24 protein-coding genes are annotated in these 24,486 nt (G+C 62.1%); 15 read left to right on the top strand and 9 right to left on the bottom strand.

Annotated elements, in window-relative coordinates:
- Positions 1-6: 6 nt before the first annotated feature.
- The 3 genes from RCP80_RS08490 to RCP80_RS08480 all read right to left on the bottom strand — a co-directional run bounded on the left by RCP80_RS08490 (position 7) and on the right by RCP80_RS08480 (position 2,567).
- Positions 7-207, bottom strand: coding sequence for a ferredoxin (locus RCP80_RS08490; RefSeq protein WP_308481909.1), 201 nt, complete (start codon positions 205-207; stop codon positions 7-9).
- Between the two features lie 2 nt (positions 208-209).
- Positions 210-1,439: a cytochrome P450 gene (locus RCP80_RS08485; RefSeq protein ID WP_308481908.1), complete on the bottom strand. Its 1,230-nt coding sequence runs from the start codon at positions 1,437-1,439 to the stop codon at positions 210-212.
- A 255-nt stretch (positions 1,440-1,694) separates the two neighbouring features.
- Positions 1,695-2,567, bottom strand: a complete 873-nt coding sequence (locus RCP80_RS08480) for a helix-turn-helix transcriptional regulator (RefSeq protein ID WP_308481907.1) — start codon at positions 2,565-2,567, stop codon at positions 1,695-1,697.
- 349 nt (positions 2,568-2,916) lie between these two features.
- On the opposite strand from RCP80_RS08480, the gene RCP80_RS08475 reads away from it, so the two are divergent.
- The 13 genes from RCP80_RS08475 to RCP80_RS08415 all read left to right on the top strand — a co-directional run bounded on the left by RCP80_RS08475 (position 2,917) and on the right by RCP80_RS08415 (position 13,720).
- A complete protein-coding gene (locus RCP80_RS08475) occupies positions 2,917-3,714 on the top strand; it encodes an ABC transporter permease (RefSeq protein WP_373693513.1) in 798 nt (265 codons plus the stop codon).
- Positions 3,714-4,559: an MlaE family ABC transporter permease gene (locus tag RCP80_RS08470; RefSeq protein WP_308481905.1), complete on the top strand. Its 846-nt coding sequence runs from the start codon at positions 3,714-3,716 to the stop codon at positions 4,557-4,559. The genes RCP80_RS08475 and RCP80_RS08470 overlap by 1 nt, the downstream gene beginning before the upstream one ends.
- 47 nt (positions 4,560-4,606) lie before the next feature.
- A complete protein-coding gene (locus RCP80_RS08465; RefSeq protein ID WP_308481904.1) occupies positions 4,607-5,725 on the top strand; it encodes an MlaD family protein in 1,119 nt (372 codons plus the stop codon).
- Positions 5,725-6,729 carry an MlaD family protein gene (locus RCP80_RS08460; RefSeq protein ID WP_308482756.1) on the top strand — a complete coding sequence of 335 codons (1,005 nt, stop codon included), beginning with the start codon at positions 5,725-5,727 and terminating at the stop codon, positions 6,727-6,729. Before RCP80_RS08465 ends, RCP80_RS08460 begins: the two co-directional genes overlap by 1 nt.
- Positions 6,717-7,688 carry an MlaD family protein gene (locus tag RCP80_RS08455; RefSeq protein WP_308481903.1) on the top strand — a complete coding sequence of 324 codons (972 nt, stop codon included), beginning with the start codon at positions 6,717-6,719 and terminating at the stop codon, positions 7,686-7,688. Before RCP80_RS08460 ends, RCP80_RS08455 begins: the two co-directional genes overlap by 13 nt.
- Positions 7,688-8,803 carry an MlaD family protein gene (locus RCP80_RS08450; RefSeq protein WP_308481902.1) on the top strand — a complete coding sequence of 372 codons (1,116 nt, stop codon included), beginning with the start codon at positions 7,688-7,690 and terminating at the stop codon, positions 8,801-8,803. The genes RCP80_RS08455 and RCP80_RS08450 overlap by 1 nt, the downstream gene beginning before the upstream one ends.
- Positions 8,800-9,795: an MlaD family protein gene (locus RCP80_RS08445; RefSeq protein WP_308481901.1), complete on the top strand. Its 996-nt coding sequence runs from the start codon at positions 8,800-8,802 to the stop codon at positions 9,793-9,795. Before RCP80_RS08450 ends, RCP80_RS08445 begins: the two co-directional genes overlap by 4 nt.
- Positions 9,792-10,739 (top strand): MlaD family protein, encoded by a 948-nt coding sequence (locus RCP80_RS08440; RefSeq protein WP_308481900.1) that lies wholly within the window; start codon positions 9,792-9,794, stop codon positions 10,737-10,739. The genes RCP80_RS08445 and RCP80_RS08440 overlap by 4 nt, the downstream gene beginning before the upstream one ends.
- Positions 10,740-10,785: 46 nt before the next feature.
- Entirely contained in the window at positions 10,786-11,463 is a 678-nt protein-coding gene (locus tag RCP80_RS08435; RefSeq protein ID WP_308481899.1) for a hypothetical protein, read from the top strand.
- Positions 11,460-12,107 (top strand): hypothetical protein, encoded by a 648-nt coding sequence (locus RCP80_RS08430; protein WP_373693471.1) that lies wholly within the window; start codon positions 11,460-11,462, stop codon positions 12,105-12,107. Before RCP80_RS08435 ends, RCP80_RS08430 begins: the two co-directional genes overlap by 4 nt.
- Positions 12,108-12,264: 157 nt before the next feature.
- A complete protein-coding gene (locus tag RCP80_RS08425) occupies positions 12,265-12,630 on the top strand; it encodes a hypothetical protein (protein ID WP_308481898.1) in 366 nt (121 codons plus the stop codon).
- Entirely contained in the window at positions 12,623-13,129 is a 507-nt protein-coding gene (locus tag RCP80_RS08420; protein WP_308481897.1) for a hypothetical protein, read from the top strand. Before RCP80_RS08425 ends, RCP80_RS08420 begins: the two co-directional genes overlap by 8 nt.
- 87 nt (positions 13,130-13,216) lie before the next feature.
- On the top strand, positions 13,217-13,720 hold the full coding sequence (locus RCP80_RS08415; protein WP_308481896.1) for a hypothetical protein: 504 nt from the start codon (positions 13,217-13,219) through the stop codon (positions 13,718-13,720).
- Between the two features lie 187 nt (positions 13,721-13,907).
- Here the strand turns inward: RCP80_RS08415 and RCP80_RS08410 are convergent, their stop codons facing one another.
- From RCP80_RS08410 to RCP80_RS08385, 6 genes are all read right to left on the bottom strand, one after another.
- The gene (locus RCP80_RS08410; RefSeq protein ID WP_308482754.1) at positions 13,908-14,159 is read right to left on the bottom strand and encodes a DUF732 domain-containing protein; all 252 of its coding nucleotides are present in this window, start codon (positions 14,157-14,159) and stop codon (positions 13,908-13,910) included.
- 158 nt (positions 14,160-14,317) lie between these two features.
- Complete coding sequence (locus RCP80_RS08405) at positions 14,318-14,611, bottom strand: hypothetical protein (RefSeq protein ID WP_308482753.1); 294 nt, start codon at positions 14,609-14,611, stop codon at positions 14,318-14,320.
- Between the two features lie 186 nt (positions 14,612-14,797).
- Positions 14,798-17,230: a CaiB/BaiF CoA transferase family protein gene (locus RCP80_RS08400; RefSeq protein WP_373693470.1), complete on the bottom strand. Its 2,433-nt coding sequence runs from the start codon at positions 17,228-17,230 to the stop codon at positions 14,798-14,800.
- Positions 17,231-17,235: 5 nt separating this feature from the next.
- Positions 17,236-18,441: an amidohydrolase family protein gene (locus RCP80_RS08395; RefSeq protein ID WP_308481895.1), complete on the bottom strand. Its 1,206-nt coding sequence runs from the start codon at positions 18,439-18,441 to the stop codon at positions 17,236-17,238.
- Between the two features lie 339 nt (positions 18,442-18,780).
- Entirely contained in the window at positions 18,781-21,750 is a 2,970-nt protein-coding gene (locus RCP80_RS08390) for a carboxymuconolactone decarboxylase family protein (RefSeq protein WP_308481894.1), read from the bottom strand.
- 98 nt (positions 21,751-21,848) lie between these two features.
- Positions 21,849-22,355: a DUF7700 domain-containing protein gene (locus RCP80_RS08385; protein ID WP_308481893.1), complete on the bottom strand. Its 507-nt coding sequence runs from the start codon at positions 22,353-22,355 to the stop codon at positions 21,849-21,851.
- A gap of 122 nt (positions 22,356-22,477) precedes the next feature.
- On the opposite strand from RCP80_RS08385, the gene RCP80_RS08380 reads away from it, so the two are divergent.
- Both RCP80_RS08380 and RCP80_RS08375 read left to right on the top strand, forming a co-directional pair.
- On the top strand, positions 22,478-23,320 hold the full coding sequence (locus tag RCP80_RS08380; protein WP_308481892.1) for an amidohydrolase family protein: 843 nt from the start codon (positions 22,478-22,480) through the stop codon (positions 23,318-23,320).
- Positions 23,313-24,485, top strand: a complete 1,173-nt coding sequence (locus RCP80_RS08375; RefSeq protein WP_308481891.1) for a CaiB/BaiF CoA transferase family protein — start codon at positions 23,313-23,315, stop codon at positions 24,483-24,485. Before RCP80_RS08380 ends, RCP80_RS08375 begins: the two co-directional genes overlap by 8 nt.
- The last annotated feature ends 1 nt before the right edge of the window (position 24,486 follow it).

Here is a 24,486-nt window from a genome sequence, read left to right as displayed (position 1 = left end):
ACGAAATCATTCGTTCTCATCAAGGGAGATGGCCTGTTCGGGACATCCCTCAACCGCCATTTGTGCCACGTGGAGGAGCTCCTCCGGAACTTCATCTACGGCAGCAGATGCATGGCCGTCGATTTCACTGAGTTTGAAAAGGTCCGGGGCGACCATGTAGCACACCGTATGACCTTGGCATCGGGCGGAATCAACTGAAAGTTTCATGGCTATTTTCCTGCCGTGTCGCGGATTCGTTTACCTGGTGAAAAGCTCACGGGTACGGAGACCCAGCCATTGATCTCGCCGCAGTCGGGATAGCGCTGCGCAGCAGTCCGGTCAACGCGAAAGTCGGGCAACCGTGTGAGAACTTCGCCGACAACAATCTCCCAAACGGTCCGCGCCATGTTCGATCCGAGGCATCGATGTGCACCCAACCCGAAAGATGTATGCCTGTTCGGGAATCGGTCCAATCGAACCTCGTCGGGATTGTCGAATAGTTTCTCGTCGCGGTTCGCCGAGCCCCACGAGAACCACACGCGATCATTTTGGGAGAATTCCTGATCAGCGAACTTGTGATCGACTGTCACGGTGCGGGCCATTCCCGGGATCGGCGGGTAGACGCGCAAGAATTCCTCGCAGGCCAGTTGAGTCCGTGATAAGTCACCGAGCAGATATTCGCGGTCGGCCGGGACCCGGTCGAGATGCATGAACGTGTGCGCCATCAGACTGGTTGTGGTGTCGATGCCGCCCGCGGCGAGCAGCTGGAGGTTACCCGTCGCGACCTCGAGAGGCACCAGCTCTCCATCGATTTCAAGGTTCGCGAGGGCGGAGATGAGGTCGTCCTGTGGTTTGGCGCGGCGTTGCTTGACTGCCTCCGACAACTGCGCGTAGACCCCCATCAACATCTCCTGGATGTCACCCATGTGCTCTTCGTCATGGGGCAGGTAGGCCCCCTTGTGAAAGGCCTCGGCCAAGGCTGGCCATTCAGACATCGGCAACCCCAGGAGGCGGACCGTCAACATTGCCGGTACCGGACTAGCCAACTCCTCGATGAGGTCGGCCTCGCCCCGCTCGATGAAATCGTCGATGCATTGCGTAGTCAGATCCAAAATTTCCTCCCGCATCGACTTGATTGCGGCCGGCGAGAAATATGGAGCAAGTGCACGACGTATCTTGCGGAAGCCCGGCGGATCCATTTCCAGGATCCCCGACGGGTTGGGAATGGGCGGTATCAAAACGCCTTGCTTCGGACCTTCGAGATCGTGTTGCGACGAATAGGCCTGATCGTCCCGAGCGATCGCGGCAAGATCATCGTATTCGGTGATGACCCAATATCCACCGTGCGCCTCCGTCCACGCCACGGGGCACCGCTTCCGGAGATCCGAGAGAATTTCGTTGGACTCATTCGCGAACTCCGCGGAATGGTGGTCGAACGAGACAACCGGTTTAGCTGACACGCGGGTTCCTCCTCGTTGCGCTATACACCCGAATACGCGCGGAAAGCGGGCCTACGACGATTCGGATTCGTCGCGTATCGAGTTTCGCGCATTACTTGTTCGGCGCAGACCACATGAAGGTACTGACCTCGTGTCCGACAATGCAATGGATTTGGGCGAGTGAGGGAGGTGGTATTTCATACCACCTTTGCGCATACCGACGGCGACATGGCGCGGCCGGCTTCGACCCCGGATCGGGCGGACCCGTGCCTCGCGCTAGCTCGAAGGCTCGCTCTCGGTGTCGACGAGGCCTGCCAACACCGTCCGACTTTCGGCGTCGACGGGCTGAAAGATGACGATGGTGATCGGACTCTCTTCCCGCAACACGAGTTCCATCACTTTGACGCGAACGGCGTCGGTGCCGCTGAGGTCGATGGTGACGACCTCACCAAAGAACGGGCGCACGGTCAACGCGTCCCAAGCCTGGCGAAAATCAGGGTTCGACACCGTCATCTGATCGATGAGTTGGCCCAGGCGTTCGCTATGGGGATGGAGCGCCGACACCACTCGTAGTTCAGCAATCGCAGTCGCTGCGATCGCTGACCAGCCGGACACGCGCCGGCGAAACGTTGGATTGTCAAAGCACATTCGAACGAGGTTGCGCTGCTCCGGCGGCACGGTCGCCGGATCACCGATCACCTTTGCCAGCGCCCTGTTCCAGACCAGCATGTCGTAGGCTTCCGTCACGGCGCACGCGGGAGCCGGAAGCAGGCTGGCTATCAAAGACTCAACGGCAGGATCCGTCACGCCGGCACTGGTCGTGGGCTCTGACACGGGCTTGCCCGCGAGATGACGGACATAACGCGATGCGTGGTCGTCGAGCCGTAATACCCGACAAACCGCGTCGAGAACTTCCACACTCACCTGAATGTCGCGCCCTTGCTCGAGCCACGTATACCAAGTGGGACTCACTGACGCGAGTTTGGCGACCTCGTCGCGGCGGAGACCTTGTACACGGCGACGTCGGGCTCGAGCGATGCCGAAGTCTTCCGGATGCAATTGCTCCCTACGTGCCCGCAAGTATCTGCCGAGCTCGGCTCGATGGTTCGCCGCTTCGTTGCGAGGTTTCTGAGCATCGGTAGAGCCCACAACGGCATCCTAACGTCGGTCCTCGTGGGCGGGACGACGTTGCCGCCTTCGATTGATCAGGTCCCGCCGGCCGAGTTGGAGTTGCCTATCACGCTCGCGGAGCAGTTCAGCCGGCAGCGGCGGTTCGACCGCACCTCCGTAACAGTACGGAGCCATTTACCAGCAGTCACGTTCTACTCTCCACCCGTGCATATCCCCATCCGCCTCAGTGCCGTGGCGCGCCGGTTCTCGGTCTTGCAATCGAGTGGTCACCCACCTGGCAGCGAAACGAGGGTGCTGCGTGGCCAGTCGCATCAATAACGTTGGGCCGCACCAAGCATTACCCCGTGCATTAGTCGCGACCGGGCAGATGGGACTGCGAGCGGGCCAGACGCCGATACGTGCGGTAGGCACGACGGGTCGCGGCATAGGTCTCGTCATCCAAGTGCTGCGCTATGCGATCACCGACACCCTTTCGTTCCGCCTGCCGATCGGCGAAGTTCTGTGGCAAGCATGGGTGCTGCTCAAAGTGACAGCGACGCCCGCGCTTCTGATGGCTGTCCCGTTCGGCGCGATGGTCACGGTCGTGACATCAGGATTGGTCGCTCAGATCGGCGCGACCGCGCTGCTGGGCGCCGCGAGTGGCGTCGGCGTGGTTCGGCAGGGCGCACCCATCACCGCGGGATTCCTGATGGGCGGGGCCGCAGCTTCGGCCATCGCCTCCGACTTCGGCGCGCGTGCGATTCGCGAGGAACTCGACGCCATGCGGGTACTGGGCATAGACCCGGTGCGCCGGCTGGTCGTGCCCCGGTTCGTGGCACTGATCTTGATCTCTCCCATCTTGTGCATACTCATCATTTCCGCCGGGACCGCGGCCGCGTTCGTTCTGTCGATCGCGGTCAATGATGTTGCCCCCGGCAGCTTCTGGATGTCATTCGGGACGTTTGCGAAGATGACCGACGTCTGGTTCGCCATCGGCAAGACTGTCGTATTCGGTGCGATAGTGGCCATAGTGTCGGCGCAGCGAGGTATGGAAGCCAAAGGCGGACCACGGGGTGTGGCCGATGCCGTCAGCGCCGCGGTGGTGATCAACGTCGTCTGCATCGTCTTCGCGAACCTCGCGATAACCCAGGTCCAGACGATGTTCTTCCCGATGGCGATCGCGTGATGACCGCGTCCACGCTTCTACACACCCGCATCGCATCGATGCGGGTGATCCGTAGGCCGTTCCGCGAAGTCGGGCAGTGGGTGGTGTTCATCGGCGAGACCTTCTGGTATCTGCCGCTGACGGTGCGCAAGTACACGCGCGAGACGTTGCGGGCGACCATCAGTCTTTCCTGGGGCCGCGGCTCGCTCATCGTGGACGGCGGCACGATCAGCGTGCTGTTGATCCTCGGTGTCGCGGTCGGCGCTTCGGTGGCTGTAGAGGCGCTCGCGGTCTTGAACATCATCGGCTTTGAGGGGCTAGCCGGTCTCATCGGCGGGATCAGCGCGGTTCGCGTCATCGGACCGCTGGTGGCCGGCATCGCGTTCACCGCGCAAGCGGGCACCAGGATGACGGCCGAAATCGGTTCCATGCGCATCTCGGAAGAGATCGATGCCCTCGACGCGATGGGGATCAGGCCGATCCCATTCGTCGTCGGCACTCGCCTGATCGGCGGGATGCTGTGCGTGCTACCGGGATACCTGCTGACGCTCGTGACAACATTTCTCGTGTTGGACACGGTGGTCACCGTGTTGCACAACGAGCCCGGCGGTACCTACGACCACTACTTCATCCAATTCCTGACGCCGGCTGATCTCACCTACTCCGTCATCAAGGCAGCCACGTACTGCATCGCGGCGACGTTGATCCATTGCTATTACGGTTACTTCGCTTCGGGTGGGCCCGTCGGCGTCGGCCAAGCATCCGGTCGCGCGGTGCGCGCAAGCCTGGTGACAATCATGATCCTCGATCTCACCACCACCGTGCTGCTGTGGGGTCTCCAGCCCGAATACATATTCAAGGGGTAGGGCCGCGAATGTTACACAGATCAGCGGAATCTCAGGAACGGGCCCTGGTGCTCGTCGGTACGGCGTTCGTGTGCTGCGTCGTCCTGGCCGTGGTGCTCGTTGCGGTAAACCCATTTGGTGGTCGCCAACACGACCGGATATCCGTAGCAATCGAGACCCCATATGTGGGCCAGGGCGTCAAACCTGGATCGGCGGTGGTCATGCACGGAGTCGAGGTCGGCGAGGTCACAGCCGTGGCCTCACTACCGGGTGGGGGTGTTCGGCTGGACACCGCCCTGCAGAAGCAGCCGGTCACAGGAGTCACCGACGCGATGGCCGTTGATTTCCGGCCGATCAACTATTTCGGCGTTCCCGGTGTCAACATCACACCAGCTCCAGATGGCGAGCCACTGCGCGACGGAAGTCAGATCAGTCTGGTTCCGAAAGGAAACTTCACTCTGTCGCAGTTGTTATCACAACTCGGAGCGGTGTCCGAGGCCGCCCTGACTCCTCAGCTGATCCAAGTCGTCGACCGGGCGACGCGATATACCGACGGGTTGAACCCGCTGTTCGAGACGCTACTGATCACAACGACGGCGGTGGCAAACGTACAAACGGTCTCCACGGCACACCTCTTGACCAACACCGCGTCGTCGATGGCAGCGCTGCCGCCCGTCGTTCGAGCGTTCATCGATGGTGGCGCGCGACATGCCGATTTTGATTATTATCCCGAGCGGAATTCGGCGCCGGCACCGGAAACATCGGGGCCCAGAACAGCGCCGCCCTTCGTTGCCGACGTGTCAGTGAAGGACTTTGCCGACGAATCCGAAGATTACGTGCACAACGTAATGACGAAGTATCTGGATATCGCATCGGAAGGGCTGTTCGCCGCGGTCGGAAAGCTCGAGTCGAGCCATGTCGATGACTTGCTGCCCATGATCGACGGCCTCAAATCCGTGACCGATACGGTTCCGCCCTTGCTGCGGCCTGACGATGTCGCACACACTCTGGCGGAGATGCGCTCCCGGTTCGAAACGCTGTACGCCGGAACGGGCGAACAGCGGGCTTTGCGAGTCCGAATTCTGTTGGACAGCCTTCCCGGTGTGGCCGCTCCCCTGGGGGTGATGCCGCCACCACCTGCTGCGTCGACACTCCCCGGCGTCGCGGAGAAGGGGCCCGAACAATGATCATGAAGCCGTCCGCGGCGCTGTGGCGCCTCGCACTCAGCGCGGGTGTGGCTGTCGTATTGCTGATCATGCTTGCGAACATCCTCATCAAACCCGTGGCGACGCATACGCGCACGTATGTTGCCGAGTTCACTGATGCCTCGGGCCTGCACGAGGACGGTGATGTTCGGGTCCGCGGGGTTCGAGTCGGCAAGGTTGAGTCGATCGAGCTGGAACGGCGTGATGGGCAAAACGTTGCCGCGGTCAGATTGACCCTGGACACGCGATACGGTGTCGTGCCCATCACGAGGATAGCGATCAAGTACCAGGCTCTCACCGGGGTGCGATATCTCGATGTACTGAACTCAGCAGAGGGCTATGCGGAAAACGATCTGGTGACGCGAGTGCCCACCAGCATGACGCAGCCCTCCTTCGACATCACCGCGCTTTTCAACGGATTACAACCCGTGCTTGCGACGTTGAGCCCCGACGAGATCGACATCTTCACGGCAAATGCAGCGTCCTTCCTGTCCGGCGATGGAAACGGTCTGGGCCCGCTGCTGGAGAGCTTCCACAAGCTCACTGAGTTCGTATCGGACCGCCAAGAAGTGGTGGCCACCTTGATGCGCAATCTCAAAGACGTGGCCGACGCCATCGACGGCAAATCGAGAGAGTTGATCGACCTGATAGATCTGGTCGAGCAGCCGATCGACTCCATTCTCGCGGTGCGAGACGAGTTCCGTAAGGCCTGGCTCTATGGCGATGCGTTCTTCGCCCCAACGGTCCGGCTGCTGCATAACGCCGGTCTGCAGCCGGGAATCAATGTCGACCAGGCGCTGGACCGCGCCTTCAGCAACTTGGACAACTTCTTTGAGGCGATCGAGCTGGTGCCGGTGATGTATGAAAACGTCCCGCCCCCCGGGCGAGAAGGAGAGCCAGAGCCGTGTACTCGCGGACCCGCCCAGCTGCCCGAAACCATGGACGTACTGCTGAACGGCACGCGGGTGGTGCTATGCAACCGATGAAAATGCTGCGCAGCCCGATCGCGTTGGGAGCGGGTGGAATTGCGTTCGCAATCGTGGTCTCACTCGTGCTCGCCTACGTTTACTACAACCCGCCCGGGCAGAGCAAAATCGTTACTTTTTACACCGTCGATGCCGCCTCGATTCGCGCCGGAGACGAAGTGCGGATGGCCGGTATCAAGGTGGGGACCGTCGACGAGCTCGAATTGGAGCCAGATCGGGTACGGGTCCAGATGCGTCTCAACAATGACGCTTTTGTCGGCGACCAGTCGCAGGTGGACGTCCGGATGCTCACTGTCGTCGGCGGTTACTACGTGAACGTCACTTCCCTCGGTGACAAACCCTTGGACTCCGAGCCTGTTCCACTTGAGCGCGTGACCATGCCCTACAACCTGATGCAGGCTCTCAGTGGCACGACAAAGCTTACCCAGAACGTCGATCCGAAGCCGATCAAGGCGTCACTCGACGAAATACAGCGAGGACTCATCGGTACGAATGTGGAAGCGATTGCTGCTGCCATTGACGCTGGGAACTCCCTTATGACGACCATCGAACAGCAACGAGGACAGGTGGCCGCAATCTTGGATGTCTCCAACGAGTACATCGGTGCCCTGAACGATCATCGCGACGAGATTGCCGAGTTGGTCCGCAAGATGTCCATTGTGACGCAGACCCTTATGCTTTACGGCAAGGGACTCGAGGCGCAGATCGACGGCCTGGGCGAGACGCTACTGGCGATCAGACCAGTTGCAGACGCGTATGAAGCTCATCGCAGCGAATTCGTGGAGAAGCTCCGCCAGTACCAGCATCGGGCTCGACTATCCGTAGAACGCAATGGCTTGGTGGTGCGCGCGTTGCAACGGACTCAGAACTTGTTCGACCGTATCCTCGATGCGCAGAACGCGCGCCCCGCATTGTTGGCGACCGACCTGTGTATGCCGCTGCCGGGAAGTCCGTGCTGATGAGCGCCTCGAGTTCGTATCGGGCCGGCCGGGCGGTGGTCACGTCACTGGTCGCGGCGCCCCTGGCTCTCTTGTGCCTCTCCTGTGCGCCGACTGCCTTGCAAGCACCGCAGGCCGAGTATTGCGCGATCATGCCGGACGCTGTGGGGTTGTATGTCGACAACCCGGTAACCCAGATGGGTATGGCAATCGGCAAGGTCACCGCCATCACGCCTGAAAATCTCAGTGTCCGGGTGGATTTCGTGGTGAACCAGACGCGCGCCCTCCCCGATGACGTTCAGGCTGTCATCCGGTCGGACTCGCTGCTCGCCGACCGCGCGATCGAACTCGTCGGAAACTTCGAGGGGGGAACGCCGCTGCCGCCGGGTGGCTGCATTGCCTTGGGCCGAACGTTCACCCCGAAGAGCCTGTCCGAGGTCATCGGGGCATCGACCGAATTCACCAACGCGATCATCCCCGATGGGTCCACGAACATCGGTGACGTCGTCACCGGCGTCGATCAGGCGCTGCGGGATCAGGGAACCGACATCAACCAGCTGCTGACCCGGACGTCGGCGCTGCTCGACTCGCCCGATCAAGCGATCGGCGACATCGGCGCCATCATGAAGAATCTTGCCGAGCTGACCTCGACGGTCCGGGCGATCGAACCGACCGCGCGAGCCACGCTCGAAGGGTTGGAGCAGGTGGGACCCGACATTGCATCGACCGTGCTGGGCGCGGACAAATTGTTCCACGGACTCATACCGCTCATCACCATGGTCGCCGATCTGGAGACGCAACTCGGCGGCGAGGTCCAGCAAACCCTCGACACGGTATCCGTCACGGTGCGCAAGATCTCGCCGCGTGCGCCCTTCTACGCCAGCCTCCTGAATGTCGGGCCCCGATTGATCAACGGGCTCACAAACTTTGCGGAAAGCCGTGGGAACTCTGGAGCCGCGGCGTTCACCATCCGGTACCGCCCACCTTTGTATCGCGTACGAACCCCCGACGGCTGGGCACAGTGCGGCTACATGAACGCCGCGATGCCGGGCAGCTGCGCCAACGTGGCCGGAATGCCCTACGCAGTCGACGTTGCGCTATTGCAGTACGTCCTGACTCAGGCGGCACACCGATGAAACGTCAAATCACCCGCACCGCACTGGCCCTGGCCGGCGTTGTTGCCCTGTCGTCCTGCGCCGTGCTGGATGTCAACTCGCTACCGCAGCCAGGCAATTCCTATCGCGACGGGTACGACATCACCCTCGAATTCGAGGATGTGCTCAACCTGCCGGACCGCGCAAGGGTTGCGTTCAACGGTGTGACGGTCGGAGTGGTCACGGGTGTGACAATGACGAGCCGTCATGTCGATGTCACCGCACGCATCGGTTCGGGCGTCGCGGTCCCCTCGAACGCCCAAGCGGCACTTGAGCAAGCCACCGTGCTGGGCGACATCTACGTTGCTATCGCTGAACCTGAATCAGGCGATCCGCCGGCACCCGCGCTGGGACCGCGCGATCGGATTCCGGTAGCCCAGACGACGTCCCCACCGCAGTTGGAAGACACCCTTGCCAGCCTCGCGGCTTTTGTGGGGAGCGGGTCTGTACAACGCGCACAGAACACGGTGGTCCGCATCAATCGTTTGACACCACCGAGCGACGAGGTGCGCCGACTCAGCTCCCGCGTTGTCACCAACCTTTCAGACCTGTCGGACAACATCGATCAAGTCGACAAGTTGCTTGACGGCGTGTCCCACATGGGCGAGATGTGGCACAGCCGCATTCCGCAAATAGAACTCCTGTTGTCGCCGAGGGGACAGCTGAGTCTGGAGCGGATCGTCATTCCCGCGAATACCATCAGCAGACTTCTCCCTGGCGTCGGCAGCGTGGCGGCCGGCGGATTCTGGCTCGTCCCGTTCCTGAACTCAATGGCGGAAACGGTCGGAACCGTTCAGCGGTCGAAGATCAACTTCGAAGAGGAGATACCCAAGTACCGGCGGCTGCTCACAGACTTTTTCATTCCACAGGACAAGTACCCGGCCATCAACATCACTTCGATAGTGGCACCGGACGGGCGGGAGATGTCAGGCGATGTGCAAGACGTGCTGCGCATTTTGGGGGCGGTGCCATGAGGCTGCGTGATGTCGTGTCGTTCAGCGCCTTCGCCCTTATCATCGTATTTGTCCTCGGCTACTTCGGCGCGCTCGGGATCCGGGTGAACCCGCCCGCTGAACGCACCAACCTGTCCATGGACCTACCCGAGACGAACAGCCTGGTTACAGGTTCGAATGTGTTGCTGCGGGGGGTCCCGGTTGGCAAGGTCAGCAACACCAGTGCGACCGTCCAATCGGCAACCGTCGACTTCTGGATTGATCGCCGCTACCGGGTTCCGGTCGACAGCGAGATACGGCTCGAGAATCTGTCGGCACTCGGCGAGTCATACATCGCCCTGATCCCCCGCAGTGAGGGCGGACCCGTCCTGCAAGACGGGCAGCGTATCGCCACCGAAGCGATCACGCAGCCGCCGTCGATTTCGGAGCTGGCGACCAGCGTCGTGCGAGTACTTGACCAGCTTGATGTCGAAGCGGTGACACGCATCCTGCACGAGCTCGATGCCGCACTGCCGGACCCCACGTCGACGCTGCCCAATCTGTCGCGCACCACCGTATTGCTGCGAAACACCGCGACCGACATGCGCGGTCGCGGGCAGGTGCTGCTCGACAATTTTCAAGGGCTGCTCCACAACGCGGAGTGGGTCGGTCCCGTGCTTGATGGCCTCACACCGTCACTTGACGAGACCTTCAAATGGTCCCAGGACATGTTCAAAGGAATTCCGACGTTCCTGCACCGCGGCGAACCGGAGAACATCACGAATTTCAATAACTTGATCGCCAGAATTCAGAATTTCCTGGATATTGCCGGCGGTGACCTCAAAATTTTGGGTGAGGCAATGTTGCCGAAACTGAACGTGATCGCCGCTACACTGATGAACTTTGATACCGGTCAGATTCTGGAAAACATGTTGGCCGCGGTACCGCCTGACGGGACCATTACGTTGCGTGTGCTCCCACCCTAAACACATGAAAGGTGCCGAGCGGACGTGCAATCGGGAAGGAACGATCATGGCAGATAGCATCAGCAACGCTGCAGAACCCATCAAGACCGAAACGGATCCGGCCGCGCCCGCCGCTGAGGAATCCGGCGCGCGGGGAGATGTCGCTCCGGCTGACCCGCGGGTAGATGAAGCGCCGGCCGACGTGCAGCCATCCCGGCAGCGTCGGTCGATCAATATCGGTGTTCGTAGCTTGGTGACCGGGGCGGTGGTGGCCTTACTGCTCGCAGCGGTGGCGACCTTGGCGTGGTTGTACATCGGTGCGCAGCACCAACTCGATGCGCAGGCCAGCCGGTCGGCCGACAGCGCACGCGCCGAGAAGATCGCTCTCGACTATGCAGTCAACGCAGCGACGATGAACTACAAGGACCTGAAGCCTTGGAAGGTCGCGCTCGTGGCGGGCACCAGCCCCGAACTCAATGGCAAGTTGACCGAAGCAGCCACATCCATGGAACAAATCATGGTTCCGTTGGAATGGGCTTCGACAGCCGAACCGCTGGTGGCCAAGGTCCGCTCCAATGCCGACGGCATTTATGTTGTGGATTGTTTTGTCAGTGTTCAAACCAAGACCGTTCAGGCCTCCGAAGCGCTGCAGTCGACCGCGACGTACAGCGTGACGATTGACAGCAATAGTGCTTGGCAGATCACTGATGTGGGCGGAGTCGGGAAGGTCGTGGGACCGAGATGATCCGCGAGCGAGTTCGTAAAGCCCTGGCCGGCACGGCTGGCGTGCTGCTGCTGTCAGCGGCCGCCGTGATGCTGGGGCAGACAGCCGGTGCCTATCCACCCGACCCGCCATCCCCGCCCGACCAGCCCTCAAACAGCGATCTGATCCGGGCCTTCCCAGTAGTCACACCGACGCCGTCGAATTGGACTCCGAAATTTCCGTTCCCATACGATCAAACAAGGGACCGTGTGACGAACGCAGATATCACTGCCATGAGCGAAATGTGCCAGTGGTACAACCTCCAGTACGCCACGCTCCGGGACCAAATAGACAGATTGCAATTCAACCGGATCGGCCCGGATGGCAAGGATTTCGATTACGACCGCGACAACATTCAACAGCAGGTCGATATTGTCGTCGGCAATCTCGACAAGTCGTTGGCCTTCCTGGGGCCACGCGTCCAGGCGCTTACCCAGTCTCGAAACACATTCGGTGATGTCTACTTCCCCATCTATGAGGGGGAAGCTTTCTACAAGCTCTGGGAACAGCTTTCCAACGTCAACAACGGTATAAAGGCCCATCAGCCCGCCTGGTTCACCGGGCCGTCCGTCCAAAAAGCAAAGCGGTGGGGTAGCGACATCCACCGGTCACACGTGTGCGGGTAGAAGGAAGACGACGATGCGGGATGTTCCACCGGTTCGTTGCCGGCCGGTCAAAGGTGCGGCGTCATGGGACTACGGGCGTGGCGTCGCATCGGTCGGTGCGGCGATCACCATTCTCTGTGCAAGCGTTTCGCTGGCGCCTCCGGCAGCGGCGAATTCGGTGGACAGTCTCCGGGCTGCGGTGCTGACGGCGCGGCAGGCATCGTGTGAACCGTTGCGGTCGGACCCGTTCGTCGAACAGGCCGCCGAGATCGTCAATCGATCGACCGATAAGTGGCTCGATCACCTCGGGCGCGCCGTGCCGGTGCCCGATCCGTTACCGATCCTGCAGGATCTCGGCTACGGCGGCGGCAGTGCGGTTCAATTCGAGGGTGCCGGCGTTACGGACGCGGAGTCGATCGCGGGGCTGTTGATCGTCGCCTACGACACCCTTCCGGACTGCTCCTATACCGACTACGGCGTCAGCGTGATTCAGAATCAAAGGACTGGCCACTACTTGACCGCGGTGGTGTTGGCCGGTGCCTGAACACCTTGGTGCGGTGGCCCAAACAGGCGCCCGCGCGCGGATCCGCGTCATCGCAGCCTGCGCGAGCGCCGCCGTCGCGGCAGTGGTTTGGGCGCCGGCCGCGCACGCTGAGGACAACGTGACCTACGAGGTCTTTTCTGATGTTGTCCCCATGGTGGCAAAGGTCGAGTACCGCGACCTTGCAGGAAAGCAAATGCTGCACGCCGTGCCGCTGCCCTTTCGAATCACCGTTCCGGTGGCCGACCCATTCAGCCCAACAGATAGCGGTGCCGAACTTCGAGCCGACTGGCGACCGAATTTCAGGACGGCCGCGACCGTGGGTCGCGTGCTCCAAGGCCAATATGTGACAGTACGCATTTCTGTTGGGGGCAACACCCTCTGCGAAAGCACACTCGACGTAGGGAACGCGACTTGCTACGGCAGCGTGCCCCATGCTCCAGACACCAATTCGTCGTACGACCGAAGCCCGCTCTTTCCCGAACAGAGGGTTCTACCGTGAACGACCCGATCAGCGCGCGGTCCGCTTCCGAGAACGCCGCGTGCGCCAAGAAGGTAGGTCCCTGACGACATGCATTGGCAGACAAGGGTGTACTGGCGAATCTCTACGGCGATCGCGATCGGGTTGCTGGCGGTCACGTCGTCAACAGCACAAGCAGACGCTCCGACCGATCCCCCGCCTGGTCCGTACCCGGATCAGGCGCTGATTCTGACCTCCTACGACAATCCGGCACCCGAAGAATTCTTTACCGCCAGCGGTGCCGGCGTATGGTTCCTCTCACCGCTAGGACTGAACTGCGGCATCTGGGATCGCGGAAGCTTTGGATGCACCGGCGACATTCGTGGTGCTCCTCAGGGAACCAGCCACATCGGTTGGGTCAACGGGAACATCGTGACCCGTCACGACTCGTACGACCCGCTTCTGCGCTTCCAGTTTCCCTCCGCACGGGCGGAACGCAGCCTTCCACCGCGCAGCTACGTGAGCTACAACGGAACGACCTGCGCGACGATGGCGGACACCAGCACCTACTGCGCGCGTGGCCCGTTCAAGTTTTTCATCACCCCGACTCGGACGTGGCTCAGTCCCCCGTGACCGACACCCGCATCAGAAATACTGGTTCGACGCAGAACCGATCTCCCGCCGTGGCCGCCCCCTGTGTGGAGAGCGCCGGGCCCTAGGCCGGCCACGCATTCGGTCTGGGGGTCGACGCTTCCGGGAAGGGCGATTCTCCCACGGGCAGGAGTCATCCCAATTGAGCCACGCCCTGGACAAGGGCAACTCAGGCGCCCACCCTGTCGGCGTACTGAGGGCAGTATTCGTTCACGGACAGCGTCAGGAACTGGTGTGCCTGATCTGGGCCGACGACCGCGTATCGACTTATGTGCGCCGCTACGTCGCTGGGAGTCCTGCGCAAGTGGGGTTGAAGGAATCGGCAGGCGGACAGCCCCATTCTGATGAGAACATCGTCCCACTGCTGAAACCCGAGGGCACGGGCCTGCGCGACGAAGGTCGCGTTGTCTGCTTGTGCCATCGGCGCTGCCGACAAGGCAATAGCCACGGCGATCATGGGGCAGCCGATCTTTCGTACAAGCCCTCGCATCCGGTCTCCCCGCATTCGGTTCTCCAGCAAGCCGCGCCGGCGATGCGGGCAGCCATCGCGGCGCACCCGCCTCAGCGGGTACTGGACGTTCAATTCGGGCACAGGTATATGAATGCCAATTGCGTCACGGCTGCAGATACCAATGTCGCCTCGTAACCAACAAGATCGTTGGCTTCGCGCATGTAACAGACGTAACGGCCCTTGGCGAGTAGCTCCCCGTCGTTGTTGAATGCCAGCGGATCTCCGGTGCCGGGAAGCACGCGGCGCAGATGATCGAGGTACGCAGTTTCGGCTGGATTCGGGGGGACCAATGGCTCCGCCTGGGCAACCGGTAAGTCGGCCAGGCACATCGGAGCCGCCAGCAGCACTCCTGCCAGTGTCACCGACAACTTTCGTATGATCAATCGATTGCCTCCCTAGCGCATCGTGGGCTGCTAGTACGGTGCCGTCACGGCCGGGTCGGATTCCAGTATGCGTCGCTCCCATCGCTGCGGAATCAGTACCGGTACGGACCACAAGAGACAACCCACGACACGCAATGAGAGTGTGTCGATCACCGGTGCGGCGATTCAGCCCATTTTCGGATCCGTGCCGATGACACCCTCTTCTTCAAGGCAACGCAGATCGTCGTCGCCACACCCAACCTCGGCAAGTACCACCGCATTGTGCTGCCCCAGTGTCGGCGCCGGCGCACGGTTGAACTGGAACGGGCCGGCAGAGAAACGCGCCGCGAAGGTGTCGTACCGAGCTACGCCGAGAACCGGGTGCTCGACCGCTTCGAAGAAGTGGCGCGCCTGTAACTGCGCGAGATCCCCTTGGCGGTGTGGGGGTATGACTTTGCCGACGGGCACACCCGCCGGCCACAGCTCCTCGACGATTTCGTCCGCACCGCGGGTCGCGCACCACTTGCTGATTGCCGCGTCGATGGCGTCATGGTTCTTCCGCCGGGCCTGCACATCGTTGAATGCGACGTCAGGATCGACATCCGGGATGACCCCGACGAGCGCATGCCACTGCTCATCGGTTTCAACGGCGAGCGCTACCCAACAGTCCCGCTGACCGAACTCGTCGATGCTGGCACTGAGATAGAGCCCTTGGGGCGCGGCGGCGACTCCGCGGTTTCCATCCCGCATCATCAAGTGTCCGGATGCGCTGAATTCGATAACTTGCTCGGCGCTGATATTGAGCGCCGCCCCGATCATCGGCGCTTCCACCAAGGTTCCCTCACCGGTGCGACGTCGGTGCAGCAATGCGATGAGCGTGGCCGCCAGCGCATGGAGAGCGGCATTGGGATCGCCGACGGACTGCGCTTCCTGTGGTTTCTCGTCCGGGTACCCGGTCAGCCAGGTGATCCCCGAAGCGTCCTCGATGATGGGCGCGAACGCGGGAACGCCGCGCCACGGGCCATCCAACCCGAACCCCGGCATCCGGACCATGAGCAGATCAGGCCGACGCCGGCGCAGTTCTTCGTAACCCAGATTGAGATTGTCCATGACTCTCGCACTGAAGTTTTCGACCACCACATCGCACGTCGCTACCAGGTCGAGGAAGAGCTCGTGTCCGCGAGCGGTGCTCAGATCCAGTGTGAGCCCGAGCTTGTTGGTGTTGGCACCCGCGAAGTTTGGCACCCATTCCTGCCACTGCGGATCACGACCGACGTCTCGCAATGAGTACATGCGATACAGGTCAGGTCGGCCGACGGACTCCAGATGAATGACTTCGGCGCCGAACATCCCCAGTAGGCGGGTGAAGAACGGGCCGGCGAACAGCGAGGTGAGGTCGAGTATCCGAATGCCCGACAGGGGCAGCTCGGCGAGCGCACTGTCCTCTTCGAGCTGAACTTCGCCGGCATCGTCGGCGGTCGGCAGCTCGACCGGACCCTCGCCCAGTGCCGGTGCCGGCCCGAACTCGCGCATCGGGACACCGTGCAACGTATAAGGGAGTGTCGGCTGAAGAAATCCGCCGCTGGGATTCTTGACGAAAGCGCCCCGCGCGATGAAGTGGTCGAAGTGGGGCAGAGTTTCGCCGTTTCCGATCGGCGAGTTGGGGATCAAGAAGGCACTTGCCAACTCTCGCACTTCGTCCGTGGTACGCGCCGAAGTCCATTCGGTGATCTGCGCAGTGATGGCAGAACCGTTGTCCGAGCGGGTGTCCACGCGCAGCAGCGAGGGATCCTCCGCCCACTCGGGGTGTTCGACCATGGCGCAGAAGTCGAGCCATTGCTGGCCGGTCCCGACCATGGTTCCGACGTAGCCGTCGCTGGTCTCCTCCACACCCGGAACGTGCACCGACCTTTTTGACTTCAACGGGCTTCCGGCCACGTCGAAACAAGTCATCGGCGAGTATCCGAATAGCCACTGGCACAGCGCTTCAAGAGTCGAGACATCGACGAGTTGACCGCGACCCGACCGGATCTGGGCGATCCTGGCCAGCAGCGTGGCGACACCACCCATGATGCCGGCCGCCCACTGGTCCTGTCGACCACCGACGTACACCGGTGGCCGCTCCGGCAATCCCCTGGCCCAGATGCCCCCCGACCATGCCTGCAGAGTCAAGTCCGACGCCGCACGCCCGGCCCATGGCCCCTCCAGTCCGAAGGGGGTGATCGCGGTGACGATGAGATTCGGATTGGCCTCGCGAAGACGTGCGGGCGCCAGCTCTGGATGTGCGGCCAGTTCAGATCCCGGCGACCACACGACAGCGTGGGAATTGCGGATGACGTCACCGGCTCGAGCGATACCGTTCGAACTGGAAGGATCAACCACCATGCTGGACTTGGAGGCCGAAAGATACTGAAACAGTGGACTATCGACATCGTCGGCCATTGGCGTGTCCGACGCCGACCACCGACGCAACTGGTCGCCGTTGGGGTCCTCCAACTTGACGACCTGAGCGCCGGCGTCGACGAGGAGCTTGGTGCAATACGCCCCGGCAATGCCGCTCGACAGGTCGACGACGGTGAAACCGTCCAACGGCGGCCGTGCGTGTGCGGACTCGACCACCGGCGTCAGCTGGTGGCCGAAAGGACGGGCGGCTCAGCGGGCGTGAACTGGAACACGCGCGCAGCATTTCCCACCATCACCTTGTACATGCCTTCCTCGCCGAGTGGGGCGAGTTGGCTATGGGCAAGCTGAAGTGAGTCCGGCCAGGAGCCGTCCGAATGCGGGAAATCGGTTTCCATCATGACGTTGTCGACGCCGATCCGATGGATGTTCTCGATACCCACGGGGTCATCCATGATGCAGCCGAAGACATGCTTACGGAACAGTTCCGACGGCGTCACGTCAGGGTCGACGATCTTGCGCTTGGCCGCCCGCTTGGTGTACTTGCCCGAAGCGTAGTCAGCGGTGAAGTCACCGTCGCGCGCCCACCGTTGGCGATCCAGGGCATGGTCCATCCATTCCAGCATGTATGGGATCCAGCCGACTTGCCCCTCGGATAGCACAATTTTGAGGTTCGGATACTGGAAGAACAGGCCGCTGAACATCCAATCCCACAGGCACTGAATCGCATTGATGACCGGCCCACCGCCGACCTGAATGATAGACGGGGCGTCATCGGCGGTAGTGGGTATCTTCGATGACGATCCGATATGCATGCAGATCGGTAAACCGGTTTCGTTCGCTACCTCGAACAGAGGCTCCCAATACCCGTCTTTGTTATGGATCGACGGCAAGCCAAGGGTCGCGGCGTTTTCGGAGAAGATGATGCCGCGAGCACCCTTCTCGATCGCCCGGCGCGCCTCTGCTGCTGCGAGGTGCGCGTCCCACATCGGGATCAACGCCAATGGCAGGAATCGACCGGGGAACTGCCCGCACCAATCCTCCAGAATGTGGTCGTTCCACGCCTGCACGCACAACAGTGCGAGCTCTTTGTCTTTAGCCTCTGCGAATGCCTGCCCGCAGAAGCGGGGGAAAGTCGGGAAGTTGGTCATCGTCAAAATATTTGCGATGTTCATCGCTTCGATCCGGGCGGCCGGGTCGTAACACGACGGATGTACCGAATCGTAGTTGACCGGAGCCAGGCTCCAGTCGTCCTTCTCTCGGCCGATGACTGCCGACACGCCGGCCACACCCCATCGGGCATCCTCGTAGGCCCAGACGTCCTGTCCGTCCGGCATCCGAAGCACTCTGGGCCCGGTGTCCTGATATTTCGCAGGGAGCCGCTTGGTCCACACATCCGGCGCTTCTACGATGTGGTCATCGACCGACACCAACCAATCTGTCCTCACCTGACACGCACCCTTCTAGCTAATTCGTCTGTTGTCAGCCAACTTAGGCGCCGGTGCCCACCGCATACCTCCGTACTCGTACGGAAAGGCTGCAACCCGATTCATGGTTTTGAGAAGTTCGGCGACGAGCAAGGGCAGGCGCCGCCGGTACCCCGATCCGGATCGAACCGATCGACCCCAGAAACGGAACGATCCGAGTTCAGCTGGCTAACACCAACTTTGAACTCGGATCCTCCGCCTCGGCCAACGCAGCCACTCGATCCTCGGCTACCGGCCGCGCGACACGCGCTTCACAACTCGTGCCTGGGCACTCCAACTCCCCTAGAGCGCGATGTCCGTGCCCGATGATGGAGCCGGCACCTTGAATGCATTCAGCATTGCCGAGGTGCCAAGGTAGGTGCTCGCCAGGTTGACCAGGTCGACGAGTCCTTCCTGCCCAAACGCTGCCTCAGCGGCGTGGTAGAGCTCGTCATTGACGTGATACGTCGTGACAAGTTCTTGCACGAACTGGGCGGCGATCAGTTCGTCGCCGGTGAGGCCTACCGGTGCTTGCCCACTCGCCAACGACTGGATCGACTCGTCAGAAAGCCCGGCAAGTGCTGCGCTCTTCCCATGCGCATAAAGCGTGTACTCAGTGCCCCACACGCCGGCCACCGACAGCACCGCGACCTCTTTGACGCTGTCCGAAAGCGTTGACGTTTCGAAGATATTTTCCGCCTCGAAGAGCGCTGCTCCGATCGCCGGGTTGTAAAGGTAGACATTGAACTGGCCGATGAGCCGTCCCTCGTCGTCCACCATCTGGACACCCGTGGCCTCCTGCGCCGGAGTCGCATATTCCTTGATGCGACCGGCTAGTGCTAGCTGCGCGGGGGTCGCGGTACTGAGGTCGATCAACGCGAGGCGCCCGCCCAGAGTTCTGTCACCGTCGAAGAACGGCGGCGTCGGCGCGGGGGCTACGCCCGGTCCGTACGTCGTTGGACCTTCCAACTCGAACGCGTTGAACAGTGCCGAAGCGCTGAGGTAAGTGCCGGTCAGATAAACAATCTCGACCACACCTTCCGTACCGAACGCTGCCTCAGCGGCCTGGTAGAGCTCATCGCTCACTTGCCGGTTCGAGATGAGCTCCTGCGCGAACTGGGCGGCTAGCAACTCGTTGCCTGTGAGGCCGACAGGTGGTTGACCGCTCGCTAACGAATCAATCGCATCGTCAGGAATCCCGACCATGCGGGCCACCATCTCATGCGCATAGAGCTCGAAATCGGAGCCCCACAGACCGCCGACCGAAAGAACCACAACCTCTTTGACTCTGGGAGAAAGAGATACCGTTGCCGACGCATTCGCGACCTCCATAAGAGCCTCGCCGATGACGGTGTTGTAGAGGTAGGCATTGAGCGGTCCGACGAGCCTGCCGTCCGCGTCCAACATCTGGATGCCGGTCGCGTCCCGTAGCGGAATAACGATTTCTTTCATCCGTGCGGCCAATTCTGCCTGCGCAGGAGTGGCATTATTCAGATCGATCAACGGCAGTCGACCGCCCAGACCACCGGCGCCGCCGACACCGCCGCCGATCCCCGCCACCCCAGTAGCGCCACTGACGCCGTTGGCGCCGGTTTGTCCGAACAGACCACTGGCACCGCCGATGCCGCCGGCGCCGACCAGGCCGGGAGCGCCACCGACACCGCCGGCACCGCCGGCGCCCTCGCTGTCGATGAGTTGACCGTCGGGCAAGGTGATGACGGTTGCACCGCCCGTGCCGCCGAAGCCGCCGACACCTCCGGCGCCAGCCGCACCGCCGTTACCTCCGACACCACCATGGCCGAATATCAGTGCGCCCGTACCGCCGGCACCGCCCGCGCCGCCGTTGCCGCCCGTACCGCCGACACCGCCCGCGCCGCCGTCCAGTCCGGCGCCGACCGCGGCGGCTCCGGTAGTTCCGGCAGTGCCCTTCACGCCGGCACCGCCGGAACCACCGGACCCGCCGTTGCCCAACAGCAGGCCCGCGTTACCGCCCGTGCCACCCATGGCCCCAGCACCGCCGGCACCACCGGCGCCGCCGTTGCCCAACAGCAGACCACCGTGGCCACCGTTGCCGCCGGCAACACCGGCTACGGTGCTCACCCAACCGGCGCCACCATTCCCGATCAACCAGCCGCCCCCGACGCCGTTCGGGTTGGCTTCGGTGCCGTCGGCCCCGTTACAGATCAAGCCGCAACGTGCGCCAAAGCCGAACAGCGAGTTTATCGGCGGGTAGAGGCCAGCACCGGCTACCGGCGCAGCCGCGAGGCCTTTGATGGCCGGATCGCCTTCGATATCGCGCACCGCGAACCCCACCATGGCGACCAGCGATTCGATGGGCGTCGCCGGTGCAGGCTTGTCTTTTGTGGATGGCACCGATGTCGCGGACAGTTCGTGCGGCGTCGCCCCGAGCTTCGCTAACCCGCGCAGAGCCGATCGTTCCCGTGAGACCGACGACAGCGGACTGACCTCACCAGCCGGAACAGCGGCAACGTCGGTGTCATCATCAGCAGCAGCGGCAACGTCGGTGTCATCATCGGTAGCAGCGGCAATCCTCGACACCACCCCACGCACCCGACGCTGCAACGACGACTCAGCATCAGACTCACCACCAGAAGCAGCATCAACCCTCGACACCACCCCACGCACCCGACGCTGCAACGACGACTCAGCATCAGACTCACCACCAGAAGCAGCATCAACCCTCGACACCACCCCACGCACCCGACGCTGCAACGACGACTCAGCATCAGACTCACCACCAGAAGCAGCATCAACCCTCGACACCACCCCACGCACCCGACGCTGCAACGACGACTCAGCATCAGACTCACCACCAGAAGCAGCATCAACCCTCGACACCACCCCACGCACCCGGCGCGGCGGCGACGACTCAGCATCAGACTCACCACCAGAAGCAGCATCAACCCTCGACACCACCCCACGCACCCGACGCGGCGGCGACGACTCGGCATCAGAGTCACTCTTGTTGCGTTTCGTCCTGCTGCTCTGCTTGCCGGCCTTCTCGGAAGTCGTTCTCTTCACCGACGATTCGGACGAGGTATCCCCAGACGCCGAACTACCCGACGATTCAGAGCCGGCGTCCGAAGGCGCCGCAGCGGCAACAGCCTGGCCGGTCGTCAGGGCGACGCCCAATCCGACCGCAACTGCTCCCACGCGAAGCCATTGCCCCCATGACTCACCAGATTGATGACTGGGCATCACATCTGGCTCATCCCGGTTGCCACCGGCCGGCATCAGCGAATTTGATTCCATCCCAACGCACCCTTCTGGCTTGTCACCCGTCATCGGGCTAGGATCGCCTCAACGGCCAACCCGCACCTCCGTACAGGTACGGAGTGCTGTGATGCCAGTCACGGGATGGCAGCCCCTAGCAAACGCTGCGCTTCACGTGCCACCGGAGCCACCTCGGCCACTGCCGTGCGGACGATCTCCATATCGACGGAGCCGGCAAGGTCATCGGCCCCGGCGAAACTCAGCATGGCATCAAGCCGATGCGCGATCGCGTCCAGTGCCCACGTGAGCATGTCACCGCCAGCCGCTCGGTCGAACGGCACGACGGTCTGGCCCACGCCCCAGTTGATGTAGTGATAGTGCGCGTCCTCGACGAAGCAGTCGAAACGCAGGTACTCTCGATTGTCTTGTGTACCAACAACATGCAGTGACACACCGGAGTCTTCGATCGTCGGATTCTCCTTGCTCACGAGCTCTTCGCCGAACCCCGCTTTGAGGGTTTCGGCATCGACCCGTCGAAACTCGACTCCGATGGTGACCACACCAGCGGGAAAGAAGGTCGTGTCGTCCTCGACGAGCGGCAGCGGATCGACGTCGTAGGTAGTGCCGAGCGGGAACATCGCCATTTCATCCTCATTTCTTGTACGGCAACGCAAAGTTGATGGGCCCATGAGTACCACGATCCGCTCCTTGATCAATCCGGACCTGTACGGAGGTTGTGGCCCGCGGGGCATGGCACCGTGCTGGTATGCAGGACCGTCCCCACATAATCGATGTCCACAATCACCTTGGAGCGACGACTTCGTCGAGTCGCGGTGACTCCGTCGATTTGGATGATGAGTTGGCCGCTCGCGCCGCTACTCTCGCCGCGCGAGGTGTCGCTCAAGCGGTGATCATCGCCAGCCACGACTACTTACGTCCAGACGGCATCGCCGATAACCGCAAGATCAACGACGGTATCGCGATGTGTCGTACGCGCCGACCGGACCTGTTCCCGGCCGCCGTCGGCATCGTCGAACCGCTCAACGGACCCCGCGGGTTGCAAGAGCTCGACCGATGCAAGAACGAGCTCGGACTACACGGCATCAGCTTCCACACCAGATTGCAGGGTGTATCCCTCGACAGCCGATGGGTGCGCCGATACCTGGAACGCATGGGTGAGCTGGGACTTGTTCCGTTCTTGCATTCGATCGGCGAGTCATCGGCGGAAGCCTTGTGGAAAGTCGACGTACTCGCGGCCGACTTCCCGGACCTGCCGATGATCGTGCTCGACGCGTTTTCAACCTTCGAGCAATCGCTGTTCGCACCGCACGTCGCCGAGCGACGACCGCAGCTGGTGTTCGATACCGCTCTGGCGCACGGGTTCAGCGTTGTCATGAATCTTATTTCTCGGTGTGGTGCTGATCGCGTGATGTACGGCAGTGACCTTCATTCCAGTGCCAGCGGAATCCCCGCGGTGACCGATCTGGCAGCGGACATTCTCGCCTCACCACTTACCGATGCAGACAAAGCAGCGGTACTCGGTGGCAATGCGGCGCGCATCTTGGGCTTACAGCATGCCGGCACCACGAATAGCGGGGCCCATGAATAACACAGCAACCAATCCCCCACTTACGGGCATCAAGGTGCTCGAGCTCGCGCAGCTTCTGCCCGGGCCACTGCTGGCCCGAAAGCTCGGAGATCTCGGCGCAGAGGTCATCAAAGTGGAACCGCCACACGGTGATCCGATGCGAGGGTTTCCTCCCATCATCGACGGGCGCTCGGTCATGTTCGAAGCAGTCAACAGGGGCAAGCGCAGCGTCGCCTTGGACCTACGCGACGGCGGGGATCGCGCACGACTGGACGCCCTGCTCGAGGTCGCCGACGTCGTCGTGGAGGGGTACCGGGTCGGCGCACTTGCCGCCTTGGGCGTCGATCTTCAAGAGGCTCGAAGACGGCGGCCCGAATTGGTGGTTTGCTCGGTCTCCGGATTCGGCCAAAGCGGGCCACTTGCCCACCTTCCCGCGCATGGCTTGAACGTCGACTTCCTGTCGGCGGGCTTGGCGGTCGGAGGTCAGGACGGCGACTATCGGCTGACCAGCGACGTATCGTACGGAGTTGAACTGGGCGCGATAAATGGGGCAGTAGCGACGCTGGCAGCGCTGTTTCGCGCTCGGGTTAGCGGCCAGGGCGCCTGGCTGGACGTGTCCTGTTGGGACGCCGCCGTTGAGGCGCATCGGCTCAACCTTTATCCCATGCTTGCCGGACAGCCCATCCCGGGACTGACCGGGGCCCACTCGCCGATGCAGAGCATCTATCGAGCGGAGGACGGCGCGTTCGTGCAGATCATGGCTACCGAGCAGCGACTGTGGCGAAACTTCTGGAATGCATTGGGGCGTCAAGACCTTGCCGACAGCTGGGAGCAGCGCGATTACATAGACGAAGCTGAACGGCCCGGTGACCACGAACTGCGCGAGGAGATCGCCCGAATCATTGCCAGCGCTCCCGGTGCGGAATGGACACGGCGATTCACCGAGTGGGGTGTCGCCGGCTGCGCGCTACTAACCGAGAAGCAGGTCATCGAGCATCCCCACCTAGCTGCGCGGGGCCTTGTGGGCGAGTCAGCTCAGACGTCATTGCCGTTCATCGCCGACCCCGTGCGTTTCGCTGACGATGATTGGCGACCCGCTTCCGACGGCTCGGCAGCGCCGACCCTCGATGCCGACAAAGACTACGTCGCCGCGTCCTGGGGCGCGGCCGAGATCCGTTCCGTATGAA

It is taken from the genome of Mycolicibacterium sp. MU0053 (genome assembly GCF_963378095.1).
GTDB lineage: Bacteria > Actinomycetota > Actinomycetes > Mycobacteriales > Mycobacteriaceae > Mycobacterium > Mycobacterium burgundiense.
Note: the sequence above shows the minus strand (reverse complement) of the source record. Positions and strands in the feature narration are given on the sequence as shown.

Excerpts from the sequence above, each read along its gene's own strand:
- RCP80_RS08490 (WP_308481909.1), bottom strand. The coding sequence starts at position 207 with ATGAAACTTTCAGTTGATTCCGCCCGATGCCAAGGTCATACGGTGTGC.
- RCP80_RS08475 (WP_373693513.1), top strand. The coding sequence starts at position 2,917 with ATGGGACTGCGAGCGGGCCAGACGCCGATACGTGCGGTAGGCACGACG.
- RCP80_RS08470 (WP_308481905.1), top strand. The coding sequence starts at position 3,714 with ATGACCGCGTCCACGCTTCTACACACCCGCATCGCATCGATGCGGGTG.
- RCP80_RS08455 (WP_308481903.1), top strand. The coding sequence starts at position 6,717 with ATGCAACCGATGAAAATGCTGCGCAGCCCGATCGCGTTGGGAGCGGGT.
- RCP80_RS08450 (WP_308481902.1), top strand. The coding sequence starts at position 7,688 with ATGAGCGCCTCGAGTTCGTATCGGGCCGGCCGGGCGGTGGTCACGTCA.
- RCP80_RS08445 (WP_308481901.1), top strand. The coding sequence starts at position 8,800 with ATGAAACGTCAAATCACCCGCACCGCACTGGCCCTGGCCGGCGTTGTT.
- RCP80_RS08440 (WP_308481900.1), top strand. The coding sequence starts at position 9,792 with ATGAGGCTGCGTGATGTCGTGTCGTTCAGCGCCTTCGCCCTTATCATC.
- RCP80_RS08435 (WP_308481899.1), top strand. The coding sequence starts at position 10,786 with ATGGCAGATAGCATCAGCAACGCTGCAGAACCCATCAAGACCGAAACG.
- RCP80_RS08430 (WP_373693471.1), top strand. The coding sequence starts at position 11,460 with ATGATCCGCGAGCGAGTTCGTAAAGCCCTGGCCGGCACGGCTGGCGTG.
- RCP80_RS08410 (WP_308482754.1), bottom strand. The coding sequence starts at position 14,159 with ATGGCACAAGCAGACAACGCGACCTTCGTCGCGCAGGCCCGTGCCCTC.
- RCP80_RS08390 (WP_308481894.1), bottom strand. The coding sequence starts at position 21,750 with ATGGAATCAAATTCGCTGATGCCGGCCGGTGGCAACCGGGATGAGCCA.
- RCP80_RS08385 (WP_308481893.1), bottom strand. The coding sequence starts at position 22,355 with ATGGCGATGTTCCCGCTCGGCACTACCTACGACGTCGATCCGCTGCCG.
- RCP80_RS08380 (WP_308481892.1), top strand. The coding sequence starts at position 22,478 with ATGCAGGACCGTCCCCACATAATCGATGTCCACAATCACCTTGGAGCG.
- RCP80_RS08375 (WP_308481891.1), top strand. The coding sequence starts at position 23,313 with ATGAATAACACAGCAACCAATCCCCCACTTACGGGCATCAAGGTGCTC.